The 11,685-nt window shown below is 62.3% G+C and carries 11 protein-coding genes and 1 tRNA gene; 4 read left to right on the forward strand and 8 right to left on the reverse strand.

Annotation, left to right across the window (positions count from 1 at the left end):
- Positions 1-130 precede the first annotated feature (130 nt).
- From VDP82_RS07000 to VDP82_RS07010, 3 genes are all read left to right on the forward strand, one after another.
- Positions 131-207: transfer RNA gene (locus VDP82_RS07000), tRNA-Pro, on the forward strand.
- Positions 208-244: 37 nt separating this feature from the next.
- Entirely contained in the window at positions 245-550 is a 306-nt protein-coding gene (locus VDP82_RS07005; protein ID WP_323014135.1) for an ETC complex I subunit, read from the forward strand.
- Positions 551-679: 129 nt separating this feature from the next.
- On the forward strand, positions 680-1,546 hold the full coding sequence (locus VDP82_RS07010; RefSeq protein ID WP_323014136.1) for a TraB/GumN family protein: 867 nt from the start codon (positions 680-682) through the stop codon (positions 1,544-1,546).
- 40 nt (positions 1,547-1,586) lie between these two features.
- Here the strand turns inward: VDP82_RS07010 and VDP82_RS07015 are convergent, their stop codons facing one another.
- The 8 genes from VDP82_RS07015 to VDP82_RS07050 form a co-directional block, all read right to left on the reverse strand.
- Positions 1,587-2,738 (reverse strand): Gfo/Idh/MocA family oxidoreductase, encoded by a 1,152-nt coding sequence (locus VDP82_RS07015; protein ID WP_323014137.1) that lies wholly within the window; start codon positions 2,736-2,738, stop codon positions 1,587-1,589.
- A gap of 21 nt (positions 2,739-2,759) precedes the next feature.
- Positions 2,760-3,815 carry a sugar phosphate isomerase/epimerase family protein gene (locus VDP82_RS07020; protein ID WP_323014138.1) on the reverse strand — a complete coding sequence of 352 codons (1,056 nt, stop codon included), beginning with the start codon at positions 3,813-3,815 and terminating at the stop codon, positions 2,760-2,762.
- A gap of 140 nt (positions 3,816-3,955) precedes the next feature.
- Positions 3,956-5,095 carry a Gfo/Idh/MocA family oxidoreductase gene (locus tag VDP82_RS07025; protein WP_323014139.1) on the reverse strand — a complete coding sequence of 380 codons (1,140 nt, stop codon included), beginning with the start codon at positions 5,093-5,095 and terminating at the stop codon, positions 3,956-3,958.
- 6 nt (positions 5,096-5,101) lie between these two features.
- Positions 5,102-5,851, reverse strand: a complete 750-nt coding sequence (locus VDP82_RS07030; RefSeq protein ID WP_323014140.1) for a sugar phosphate isomerase/epimerase — start codon at positions 5,849-5,851, stop codon at positions 5,102-5,104.
- A gap of 163 nt (positions 5,852-6,014) precedes the next feature.
- Positions 6,015-7,097 carry an ABC transporter ATP-binding protein gene (locus VDP82_RS07035; protein ID WP_323014141.1) on the reverse strand — a complete coding sequence of 361 codons (1,083 nt, stop codon included), beginning with the start codon at positions 7,095-7,097 and terminating at the stop codon, positions 6,015-6,017.
- 5 nt (positions 7,098-7,102) lie between these two features.
- On the reverse strand, positions 7,103-8,038 hold the full coding sequence (locus VDP82_RS07040) for a carbohydrate ABC transporter permease (RefSeq protein WP_323014142.1): 936 nt from the start codon (positions 8,036-8,038) through the stop codon (positions 7,103-7,105).
- Positions 8,035-8,865 carry a sugar ABC transporter permease gene (locus tag VDP82_RS07045; protein WP_323014145.1) on the reverse strand — a complete coding sequence of 277 codons (831 nt, stop codon included), beginning with the start codon at positions 8,863-8,865 and terminating at the stop codon, positions 8,035-8,037. The genes VDP82_RS07040 and VDP82_RS07045 overlap by 4 nt, the downstream gene beginning before the upstream one ends.
- Before the next feature lie 202 nt (positions 8,866-9,067).
- Entirely contained in the window at positions 9,068-10,309 is a 1,242-nt protein-coding gene (locus tag VDP82_RS07050; RefSeq protein WP_323014143.1) for an ABC transporter substrate-binding protein, read from the reverse strand.
- Between the two features lie 226 nt (positions 10,310-10,535).
- Here VDP82_RS07050 and VDP82_RS07055 point away from each other — a divergent pair, with 226 nt between their 5' ends.
- A complete protein-coding gene (locus VDP82_RS07055) occupies positions 10,536-11,594 on the forward strand; it encodes a LacI family DNA-binding transcriptional regulator (protein ID WP_323014144.1) in 1,059 nt (352 codons plus the stop codon).
- Positions 11,595-11,685: the final 91 nt, after the last annotated feature.

The following is an 11,685-nucleotide window of genomic DNA, read 5'->3' on the forward strand; positions in this document are numbered from 1 at the left end:
CAGGGGCCAGCGCTTGGTGAGATCGATCATGGCATGGTTTGTGCGCGGCGACAGCTGCGCCGTCAATAGCGCGGCACCCCATCGGCGCGCTTGCCCTTTGCCGGCGAACAGGCTAACGGAATGGCGATCTCGGAGTGTAGCTCAGCCTGGTAGAGCACCGGTTTTGGGAACCGGGGGTCCAAAGTTCGAATCTTTGTACTCCGACCATCATTCGCCGCGTTAGGCAACGTGTTGAGGACCTTGCATGACCGCCCGCATTTATCGCCCGGCCCGTAATGCCATGCAGTCGGGAAAAGGCAATTCCCGCAATTGGGTGCTGGTGTATGAGCCGGCCGCTCCGCGCGAAATCGACCCGCTCATGGGCTATATCTCTTCCGGCGACACCCGCCAGCAGGTGCAGCTGAACTTCGAAACCCAGGAGCAGGCCGAGACCTACGCGCAAAAGAACGGCATTGCTTATGTGGTGCAGCCCGCCCACGACGCGACCGTCCAGCGCGCCAGCTATCCCGACAACTTCCGCTCCGACCGCAGGACGCCCTGGACGCATTGAGCGCCGGCGCGTTCGTCCCACCCAGGCGCTGCAAGCAATTGCGGCGCTTTTTTTATTGATCCGGTGAGGCGAAATGGTCTTTGGCCCGGATCGCTTCATCTGGCAGGATGAGCGGGCAAGGAGAAGCCCATGCAGCACATCGCCCGCTCCCTCATCATGCTTGCCGGCGCGCTGGTTCCGGCCCTGCCCGCCATGGCGGCTCCTGCCCTGTGGGAGGTGCGCGATGCGGACAGCGCCATCAGGATTTTCGGCTCCTTCCACATCCTGCCGGACGGAACGCAATGGCGGACACCGGAATTCGACACCACCCTGGCCGAGGCGGAATTCGTGGTTTTTGAAACCGATGTGAGCGCCATGGCCATGGCGCAACTGGGTGCGCAGGCCTTCGCGCGCGGGATCTATACCGATGGCACGCTGCTGACCGACCGCATCGATGCCGAGACGGAAGCCCTTCTGCGCGTGGAGCTGGACAAGATCGGCATGCCGGTGGGCCCGGTCTTGGCCATGCGCCCCTGGATGGCGGCCAACACCATAAGCGCTGCGGCGCTGGAAGCCACCGGCTTCAGCAGCAAGGGTGTTGAGCTGGCGCTGGAGGCCGATCTCGAAAATCGGCCGATGCGGTTTCTGGAGAGCGGCGCAGAACAGCTCGACGTGTTGTCCGCCGCGCCCGAGGAGGAGCAAATCGCCATGCTTTCCAGCACGCTTGTGGAAATCGACGCGCTGCCCAAGATGATGAGCAAGATGCTGCGGAGCTGGGTGGAGGGCACGCCGGAGCGGCTGGCTCCCCTTTTCCAGATGGAGATGGGCGGCTTCGAGGACGCTTTTCTCGACCGGTTGCTCTATGCGCGCAATCGGAACTGGGTTCCCGTACTGGAAGAAATGCTGGCCAATGACGAACGTGCGCTGGTGATCGTCGGCGCCGGCCATCTGGTGGGCGAGGACAATGTCATCGCCCTGCTCGAGGCTGCCGGATACGAGGTCGAGCGCATCCAGTGAGGCCGGAGGCCGCCAGGGCCTCCGGAAGAAATTCGGCGGGTCAGACTGCGCTCAGCCTGGTCCACTTGCCATCGTCGCGGCTCGACTGCACCGAAGCCATGATGAACTGCATGCCTTCCACGCCATCGGCAAGGGAGGGCAGCAATGGCTCATAGGCCGCCCCTTCCCCGCGAATGACGGCGGCGAACTGGCTGTACAGCGTCGCGAATGCTTCCAGATAGCCTTCGGGATGACCGGAGGGAATGCGCACATTCATCGACGCCGCCGGCGGCACGGAGATGGAGCCGCCACGCGTCAGCAATTGCCTGGGCTTACCGAATTCGGTGAACCACATGTAATTAGGGTTGTCCTGACGCCATTCGAGGCCCCCCTTTTCGCCATAGACACGCAATTGCAGGCCGTTTTCATTGCCCACGGCCACCTGGCTGGCCCAGAGCATGCCCCGGGCGCCGCCTTCGAAGCGCAGCATGATGTGGACATTGTCGTCGAGCTGGCGGCCGGGCACAAAGCTGGTGAGATCGGCCGACACCGCCTCGGTCCTGAGGCCGGTAACGAAGCGGGCGAGATTATAGGCATGGGTGCCGATATCGCCGATGGCGCCACCGGCGCCGGAGCGGGCCGGATCGGTGCGCCAGGCGGCCTGCTTGTTGTCGTCGCCCGCCGCTTCGGTCAGCCAGTCCTGCGGATATTCCACCTGCACCACGCGCAATCTGCCCAGTGCGCCCGAGGCCACCAGTTCGCGCGCCTGCCGCACCAGCGGATAGCCGGTGTAGTTGTGGGTGAGCAGGAATTTGGCGCCGTTCTTGGGCTGGATTTCGGCCAGCTTCCTGGCATCGTCCAGCGTCGAGGTCAGCGGCTTGTCGCAGATCACGTGGATGCCGGCCTCCAGGAAAGCCTTGGCGGGGCCGTAGTGCATGTTATTAGGCGTGACGATGGAGACCGCCTCGATGCCGTCGGGCCGGGTGGCCTCGGCACGGGCCATTTCCTCATAGGAGGTATAGATACGATCCTCTGACAGCCCCAGATTGCGGCCGGATTCCTTTGCGATTTCGGGGCGGGACGAGAGCGCGCCCGCCACCAGATCGTAATCACCGTCAATGCGCGAGGCGACGCGGTGCACATAGCCAATAAAGGCTCCCGTGCCGCCGCCGACCATGCCCAGGCGAATCCGCCTTGCGCCATTTTCAGCCATTTTGCGTTCTCCCTGTTCCGCTCACGAAAGACCCAGCATCTTGCGATTGGCGGCCTTGTCGGTGCCGCCGGCGGCGAAATCGTCAAAGGCGTGCTCAGTGACGCGGATGATGTAGCTCTTAATGAGCTCTGCCCCTTCGCGCGCGCCATCTTCGGGATGCTTGAGCGCGCATTCCCATTCCAGCACCGCCCAACCGTCGAAATCATTGGCGGCCATCTTGGCGAAGATGGCCGGGAAATCCACCTGGCCGTCGCCGATCGAACGGAAGCGCCCGGCCCGGTTCACCCAGGACTGGAAGCCGCCATAGACGCCCTGGCGTCCCGTGGGATTGAACTCGGCATCCTTCACGTGGAAGGCACGGATGCGATCCTTGTAGATGTCGATATAGTCGAGATAATCGAGCTGCTGGAGCACGAAGTGGCTCGGATCGTAGAGCAGGTTGGCGCGCTTGTGGTTGTTCACGCGCTCGAGGAACATCTCGTAAGAAACGCCATCATGCAGATCTTCGCCGGGATGGATCTCGTAGCAGACATCGACGCCGGCTTCATCGAAGGCATTGAGAATGGGCGTCCAGCGCCGCGCCAACTCGTCGAAGGCTTCTTCGACAAGCCCTGCCGGGCGCTGCGGCCAGGGATAGACATAGGGCCAGGCCAAAGCGCCCGAAAAGGTAGCATGCGCCTTGAGGCCGAGATTTTGCGATGCCTTGGCGGCGTGCTTGAGCGTCTGGATTGCCCATTCCGTCCGCGCCTTGGGATTGCCATGCAGATGGGCGGGCGCGAAACCATCGAAAGCGGTGTCATAGGCGGGATGGACGGCGACGAGCTGGCCCTGGAGATGGGTGGACAGTTCGGTGATCTCCAGCCCGTGACTGTTCACTATGCCCTTGATTTCGTCGGCATAGGTTTTCGAATTGGCTGCCTTTTCGAGGTCGATGAAGCTCGATACCCAGGTGGGAATCTGCACACCCTTGTAGCCAAGGCCGGCTGCCCACTTGCAAATATTATCCAGCGTGTCGAATGGTGCCTTGTCGCCGGCGAACTGGGCCAGGAAAATGGCTGGCCCCTTAATGGTGCGCATCGATCTTCTCCTCTTAAGGGCGCATGGCGCCTCGGTTTTCTGCCTCGTTCAAGCAAACAGGCGACGCGTAACCGCCGCCTGCCGCGCGTGTCGCCAATAGGGTCGGCCGACATGGCCCGCCTGTCAATGAGGCACGTCCTTCATCTGAGCAGGGCCTGGGCCTCAGCCGGGGTCAACGCCTTGGGCCGTTCGCAGGTGGTCGACAGGGTCAGCACCTGCCCGCTTTCACCGGCCTTGAGAAGGCTGGTCATCACATCCACCGCATGCAGGGCCACATCGAGCCCGCAGCGGGCGGTGTAGCCGCCATCGATGGAGGCGATCATATCGGCCAGGCCCGCCGTGCGATAATTGGCGCGCGGATGGGGCGTATCCAACTCCTGGTTCGGCTTGCCGAAAGGATGGTCCCAGGGCGTCACCGGACTGCGTTCGCCGGCAATATTGGCCGTCACCAGTTCGCCGCCGAAGAAGTTCGGGTCGGGCACGAAGATGGAGCCATCGGTGCCGTAAAGCTCGATATTGTGATGGCCATGGGCCGCCACGTCCCAGCTTGCGCCGATGGTGACGATGGCGCCGGAAACGAATTCGAGCACGCCATGAATGGTGGTTGGGGTGTTCACCTTGACGAAGGTGCCCTTGAACGGGCCTTCCGCGGTCACCTCGCGCTCGGTGCGCGCCATGTTGGTGAAAGCGGAAAGGCGTTTTACCGGCCCGAGCAGATGGATCAGTTCGGTGACGTAATAGGGTCCCAGGTCGAGAATCGGGCCGGCGCCAGGCTGAAAGAAGAAGTCGGGATTGGGATGCCAATGCTCCATGCCGCGGCTCATCACATGGGTGGTGCCGCTCATGATCTTGCCGAGCTTGCCGCTGTCGATAATGTCGCGGGCCTGCTGGTGCGCGCCGCCCAGGAAGGTGTCGGGAGCCGAACCCACCTTGAGATTGCGGTCGTCGGCGGCTTTTTTCAGCGCCATGCCTTCTTCGAGGCTGAGCACGAAGGGCTTTTCCGAATAGGCGTGCTTGCCGGCCGAGATGATATCCATGGACACCCCGTAATGGGTGGCCGGGATGGTAAGGTTGACGATGACGTCCAGCTCGCTGTTCTTGAGCATTTCGTCAGGGGTCTGGGCAGCGACGCCGAATTCCTCGGCACGCTTCTTCGCGGCCTCGGGAATGATGTCCGCCACGGCGCGCACCTCGAGCCCCTTGAATAGGGGCGCGAGGCGCAGATAGGCGCTGGAAATATTGCCGGCACCCATGATGCCGACGCCAAAGGTCTTTGCCATTTCAGCTTACTTCCACTTGCTGGCGGTTGCGATGGACCGCGAGGCGAAGCGCAGTTCATCGGAGGGCTTGTCGTGTTCGGCGACGAAATACTGCGCCTTGGTCTTGGCCTGCACCTTGCCGATCAGATTGTTCCAGTCGAGCACGCCATGGCCCACATCGGCCCAGCCATCCTCGTCGGCATTCTGGCCGGCGGGGGCGATATCCTTCACATGGACGGCGCTGATGCGCCCACCATAGCGGTCGAACCAGGCGATCGGATCGGCCTTGCCGCGCACCACCCAGGCAACGTCGCATTCCCATTCGATCGCGGGCGCGGTTTCCAGGATGATGTCCATGGGCAGGCGCCCCGAGGTGGTGGGCACGAATTCGAAGTCGTGATTGTGCCAGCCGAAGCCGTAACCTTCCCGGGTGAAGATCTCGCCGAGGCCGGCAAGGGTCTCGGCCAGCTTGACCCAGCCCGAATCGTCGGCGGTGCGCTGGTCGGGCATGATGAAGGGGCAATAGATGCGCTTGATGCCAAGGGTCTCGACGATTTTGAGCGCGCTGGCGGTGTCCTGGAGCTGGTCGAGGCCGAAATGGCCGGTCGGCATGGTCAGCCCGTTCTGCTTGAGCGTGGCTGCCAGGCCGGCGGCGTCGGCATAAAGCCCGCCAAAGCCTTCCACCTGCTTGTAGCCAAGCTCGGCGAGCTTGCCGAGAAACTCGGCCTGGTTGGGATAGTTGCGAGCGCTATAAAGTTGGAATGACAGCTCGGTCATTTGGGGCCTCTTGAAGTTTATCGGCTGGCGCAGCCGGGCTGGAGCAATGGCTTATCCCACTTCTCCCGGCCGATCGCGCCCAACGGGCAGGTCCGCCGCCGCAATAGTAATATTGGCGCGCGGAACCGGCGGCGCCGAGGCGCCACCGGAAGAATCTCGCCTCTTACAGGCGGTCGGTGCTTTCGGCGTCGAAGATGGAGCCGCGCGCCACATCGAACCCGATATTGACCTTGTCACCCACCCGCAGCGGGATGTCGCTGCTGCACCGGAAGGTGACGGGAACGCCGGCCAGCCGGGTCCAGGCCAGGGTTTCCGAGCCCATGGGTTCGACGATCTCGATTTCGACATCAGTGCGGAACGGCATGGCATGGGCCGCTTCGCCCAGGAAGATATGCTCGGGGCGAATGCCCAATACGGCCTTGGCATCGCTGCCGCGCCCGGCCAGGAACTCATAACTGCCGACGGGGATGGCGGTGCCGTCATTGGCCAGGAAATCACTGCCCTGAAGCGCCCCTTCAATGAAATTCATCGAGGGCGAGCCGATGAAGCCGGCCACATAGAGATTGGTCGGCCGGTTATAGATCGTGTGCGGATCGGCAAGCTGCTGGATAACACCATTCTTCATGATGGCGATGCGGTCGGCCAGGGTTAGCGCCTCGATCTGGTCGTGGGTCACGTAGATCATGGTATTCTTGAGGCGCTGATGAAGCCGCTTGATCTCGACGCGCAGGTCCGAGCGCAGCTTGGCGTCGAGATTGGACAAGGGCTCGTCGAAGAGGAACACGTCCACGTCGCGCACCAGAGCACGGCCGATGGCTACACGCTGGCGCTGTCCGCCGGAAAGATTGGCCGGCTTGCGGTTGAGCAGAGGCTCAATCTGCAGGATTTCGGCGGCGCGCCTGACGCGCTGGTTGATTTCCTCCTTCGGCATGCCGGCGACGCGCAGGCCGAAGGAAAGGTTCTTTTCCACGCTCATCTGCGGATAGAGGGCGTAGGACTGGAACACCATGCCGATGCCGCGATCCTTGGGCTCTTCCCAGGTGACGTTCTTACCATTGATGAAGATCTGGCCGTCGGAGACATCGAGAAGGCCGGCAATGCAATTGAGCAGGGTAGACTTGCCGCAGCCCGAGGGACCGAGCAGGACGATGAACTCCCCCTGCGCGATTTCGAGGTCGAGATGCTCAAGCACCTTCACGCTGCCGAAGCTCAGCGAAAGATCGCGGATGGAAACGCTGGATTGCATCTGAATTATCCCTTTACGGCGCCGGCGGCGACACCGCGGACGAAGAGCTTGCCGGACACGAAGTAGATGATGAGCGGAACGAGTCCGGTCAGCACGGTGGCAGCCATATTGACGTTGTATTCCGGCGTGCCCTGCGCCGAATTGACGATATTATTGAGCTGGACGGTCATCGGGTAGTTCTGCGTGCCGGCAAAGACGACGCCGAACAGGAAGTCGTTCCAGATGCCCGTGACTTGCAGGATCAGCGCCACCACGAAGATGGGCAGCGACATGGGCAGCATGATCTCGAAGAAAATGCGCCAGAACCCTGCCCCGTCGACACGCGCCGCCTTGAACAACTCCTGAGGCAGCGAGGCGAAGTAATTGCGGAACAGCAGGGTCAGGATCGGCATGCCGAACACGGTGTGCACGAGGATGACGGCCTGCAGGGTGCCGAAAATGCCCAGTTGGCGGGTGATCATCACCAGCGGGTAGAGGAACACCTGATAGGGAATGAAGGAGCCGAAAATCAGGATGGCGAAGAAGACTTCCGACCCCTTGAAGCGCCAATTGACCAGCGCATAGCCATTCACCGCTGCGATGAAGATCGAAACGATGGTGGACGGGATGGTGATCTTCACCGAATTCCAGAAGCCTGGCGACAACCCCTCGCAGGTAAGGCCCGTGCAGGCTGACGTCCAGGCCTTGATCCAGGCATCGAAATTGATCTGGCCGGGAAAGGCGAAAATGTTGCCGAAGCGGATTTCGGGCATCGTCTTGAACGACGTCACCACCATCACGTAGAGCGGGAACAGGAAGTAGAAGGAAAAGAGCACCAGCACGGAGTAGATGATGATCTTTTTCGGGGTAAAGAATGGTTTGGGGCGGGGCCCGCGCGGCTCGATGCCGGCGCCGTGACCGGCTTGTGGCAGGGACCCGGCCGTGGTTGCTATCTGGCTCATGAGCGACGCCCCTTTCCGCCGAATTCGAGGTAGACCCAGGGGATCATGATGATAACCACGGTGAGCAGCATCATGGTGGCGGCGGCCAGACCCTGGCCGATATTGCCGCCCGAGAACATGTAGTTGTAGACGTATTTGGCGGGCACTTCCGAGGAGATGCCGGGGCCGCCATTGGTGAGCGCGACCACCAGATCGTAAAGGCGGACGATGCCAGAGCCGATCAGCACCAGGGCGGTGACCAGTACGCCGCGCATCATCGGCAGCACCACCGAAATATAGGTGCGCCAGGTGGGAATGCCGTCGACGCGCGCGGCCTTCCAGATTTCCTCATCAACGCCACGCAGGCCGGCGAGCATCAGCACCATGCAGAAGCCGACGCCCTGCCAGAGCCCGGCGATGAGCAGGGCGAACAGCACCATGCGGGAATTGGCGATCCAGTCGAAGGTGAACCATTCAAAGCCCAGATTGCGCATGGTGCCCTGAAGGCCCAGCGTGGGGTTCATGATCCATTGCCAGACCAGGCCGGTGACGATGAAGGAGAGGGCGAAAGGATAGAGCATGATGGTGCGGAAGGCGCTTTCGAAGCGGATCTTCTGGTCCATCAGAACCGCGAGCAGGAAGCCGAGCACCAGGGTGAACACCAGCGACATGATGCCGTAGGAAATCAGATTGGTGACCGAGATGTTCCAGCGCGATGTGGCGAACAGGCGTTCATACTGGTCGAAGCCGACGAACTTGCCGGTCGGCAGGAGCTTGGAATTGGTGAAGGAGTAATAGATCGTCCAGAGCGTACAGCCGACGAAAACGATGATCACGGTGGCCATCATCGGCACGGCGGCGATCTTGGCGGGCAAGTTGTGTAGGAAGGTCTTCTTGAGGAAGCCGGGCCGGACGACCGTTCCAGCGCCCTCCCCTGCATGAACGGCTGTGTCCGCCATTGGGTCTCTCCATAGGGCAGTGGCCGACCTTGTCGAGCAAGGCCGACCACTTTTCAGCGTTGAGAACTCAGCTCACCGCGCAACCGGACTTTTAGTCCGCCTGCTCGATGATCGAGGCATAGCGCTCGATATAATCATCGACGGTGATGCCATCGTCATCGAGGAACTCGGTGTTGAGGTCCTGAAGCTGCTGCTGGGTGTCGCTGGAGAGCGCGAAGTCGCCCGAGGGCAGCAGGCCATTGCCGAGCAGGTCGAGAGCCTTCTTCATGCAGGCATTGGCGCCCGACAGGTCGATGTCGGTGCGGATCGGCATGGAGCCCTTCTTGAGGTTGAAGGCAAGCTGGGCTTCCGGCGAGATCACGATCTTGGCCAGTTCGGTCTGGGCGTCGATCACCGCCTGGTCGGTGCCTTCGGGCAGGACCGGGAAGTAGAAGGAGTCGCCGCCACCGCTGAGCTGGGTGCCCAGGCCGAGCGCCGGCAGACATTCATAGTCCACGCCGGGGACGCCGCCAGCCACCTGCAGGTCGCCCTGCAGCCAGTCGCCATGGATATTGCCGGCCGCGGTGCCTTCGAGCAGCTGGTTGCCCACGTCACCGAAGGTCGGGACCAGGGTGTCGGGCGAAATCACGCTGCGCAGATGATCGAGCGCCTCGGCGACCTTGCGGAATTCGGGGCTGCGAACGGCCTCGGCATCCTTGTCGCGGTTGACGGCGATCAGCAGGTCGGAGCCGCCGATGCCGGCCATCAGCACGCCCGGAATGCCCGAGAAGGGCCAGCCGGTGGCCAGGCCGAACGGCAGGATGCCGGCGGCCTGAAGCGCGGGCCAGGAGGCGACATATTCGTTCCAGTCCTTCGGAACCGGCTGGCCGATCTTTTCATAGGCCTTGGTGGAGAGCCACAGCCAGTCCCACGAGTGGATGTTGACCGGGAAGCAGTAGATCTTGCCGTCATAGGTGCACGGCTCGAGCAGCGACTGGTCGACGTAGAAGTCCTTGACGCCCAGCTCGTCAGCAATCGGGGTCAGGTCGCGGATGAGGCCGGCCTGGATCAGCTCTTCGGCGTCGCGGCCGGTATTCATCTGGGTAGCGCCCATCGGGTTGCCGCCGATGATGCGGCTGATGATGACCGGGTTGGCGCCGGTGCCCGAACCGGAAAGGGCGCTGTCCTTCCAGGTGTTGCCGGTCTCTTCTTCGAAGACGCGGGCGAATTCGGCCACAGCCGCAGCCTCGCCGGCCGAAGTCCACCAGTGGGTCACTTCCAGCTCAGCCGCATAGGAAGCGGTGGAGCCGAGCAAAGCGGTCGCCATAGCGGCAACCACTGCAAATTTCTTCATAACAATGTCCTCCCAACGATCACTTGGAGCGGAACGCCCCCGCGAAACTGCCAGCCGCAGGGGTGACTTCTGATGAGGCATCCCAAGCTGGCTGTGTAATCGATTGCATCTTTCGCCCCGCGAAATCTCTGCAATCGATTTCATTAGTTTCGTACATGGCTTGCGCCCCTGTCAAGATCGATTTAGATCGATTGCATAGCTCACAGCGACAGGGAGCGCTGCCGGTGTGTCTTTGACCAAGAAAACGCCGACGATTCAGGATGTTGCGCAGTTCGCGGAGGTTTCCACCGCCACTGTCAGCCGCGCGCTGTCGCGCCCCGAGAGGGTGAGCGAGGCGACGCGGGCGCGGATTTCCGAGGCCGTGCGGATCACGGGGTATACACCCAACCAGTCGGCCCGCTCGCTGCGGCAGAAAACCGCCCGGACCATCCTCGTCGCCCTTCCCGATATCCGCAATCCGTTCTTTTCCACCATTCTGGACGCCATCGAACGGGAGGCGGCGGCGCGCGGCTATGGCGTTCTCGTCACAAACCGGTTTTCGGGCGACGATTCGGGCCGGCGCATGCGCGACTATTTCCTCTCCAACCGGGTGGACGGGCTCCTGCTCTTCGACGGGGCGGTGGATCTGCGGCACCTGCGCATGCTGGCCAATGACCAGAGCCCGATGCCGCTGATCGTGGTATGCGAGGAAATTCCTCACGCTCCCTTTCACACGGTCAAGACCGACAATAGCTTTGCCGCCGAACGGGCGACGCGCCACCTCATCGATCTCGGCCATTGCCGAATTGGCCATATTCGCGGGCCGGAAGGCAATGTACTGACTGGCGAGCGCGCCGGGGGCTTTGGCAAGGCGCTGGCGGAAGCAGGCCTATCCTGCCATCCCGACTGGATGCTTCCCGGCCGGTTCACCATGGAATCGGGCTGGGCGGCGGCGCAGTTGTTCATGGCATTGGAGGAACGGCCGACGGCGATTTTCGCCGCCAATGACGAAAGTGCCATCGGCTTTCTCTCGGGGCTGCGCCAGCACGACATCGAATGCCCGCGTGACATTTCGGTGGTCGGCTTCGACGATTTGACGGTGGCCTCGCATATCTGGCCGCGGCTCACCACCATGCGCCAGCCGCGCGAAGCACTGGGGCGGATCGCTGCCGGTGCGCTGATCGACCTGGCGGAAGGGGCGCCGCGCAGCCGCATGCCGATGTATATGGTGCTCAGCTCCGAATTGATCGTGCGGGGCACCACGGCCCGGCTGCCCCGCCCTTCCCGCCCCGGCGGGCCTGTTTGAGCGCAAGAAGAAGGTTTCCGTTGCGCAGAAATGCTTTAAATGGGCCATCTGCGCCGGTCCCGTAGCTCAGCTGGATAGAGCAGCAGCCTTC

The organism is Devosia sp. (assembly GCF_034675085.1).
Taxonomy (GTDB): domain Bacteria; phylum Pseudomonadota; class Alphaproteobacteria; order Rhizobiales; family Devosiaceae; genus Devosia.

What these genes read in the sequence shown, in the direction of transcription:
- VDP82_RS07005 (WP_323014135.1), top strand. Translation starts at nt 245, where the DNA reads ATGACCGCCCGCATTTATCGCCCGGCCCGTAATGCCATGCAGTCGGGA.
- VDP82_RS07010 (WP_323014136.1), top strand. Translation starts at nt 680, where the DNA reads ATGCAGCACATCGCCCGCTCCCTCATCATGCTTGCCGGCGCGCTGGTT.
- VDP82_RS07015 (WP_323014137.1), bottom strand. Translation starts at nt 2,738, where the DNA reads ATGGCTGAAAATGGCGCAAGGCGGATTCGCCTGGGCATGGTCGGCGGC.
- VDP82_RS07020 (WP_323014138.1), bottom strand. Translation starts at nt 3,815, where the DNA reads ATGCGCACCATTAAGGGGCCAGCCATTTTCCTGGCCCAGTTCGCCGGC.
- VDP82_RS07025 (WP_323014139.1), bottom strand. Translation starts at nt 5,095, where the DNA reads ATGGCAAAGACCTTTGGCGTCGGCATCATGGGTGCCGGCAATATTTCC.
- VDP82_RS07030 (WP_323014140.1), bottom strand. Translation starts at nt 5,851, where the DNA reads ATGACCGAGCTGTCATTCCAACTTTATAGCGCTCGCAACTATCCCAAC.
- VDP82_RS07035 (WP_323014141.1), bottom strand. Translation starts at nt 7,097, where the DNA reads ATGCAATCCAGCGTTTCCATCCGCGATCTTTCGCTGAGCTTCGGCAGC.
- VDP82_RS07040 (WP_323014142.1), bottom strand. Translation starts at nt 8,038, where the DNA reads ATGAGCCAGATAGCAACCACGGCCGGGTCCCTGCCACAAGCCGGTCAC.
- VDP82_RS07045 (WP_323014145.1), bottom strand. Translation starts at nt 8,865, where the DNA reads ATGATGGCCACCGTGATCATCGTTTTCGTCGGCTGTACGCTCTGGACG.
- VDP82_RS07050 (WP_323014143.1), bottom strand. Translation starts at nt 10,309, where the DNA reads ATGAAGAAATTTGCAGTGGTTGCCGCTATGGCGACCGCTTTGCTCGGC.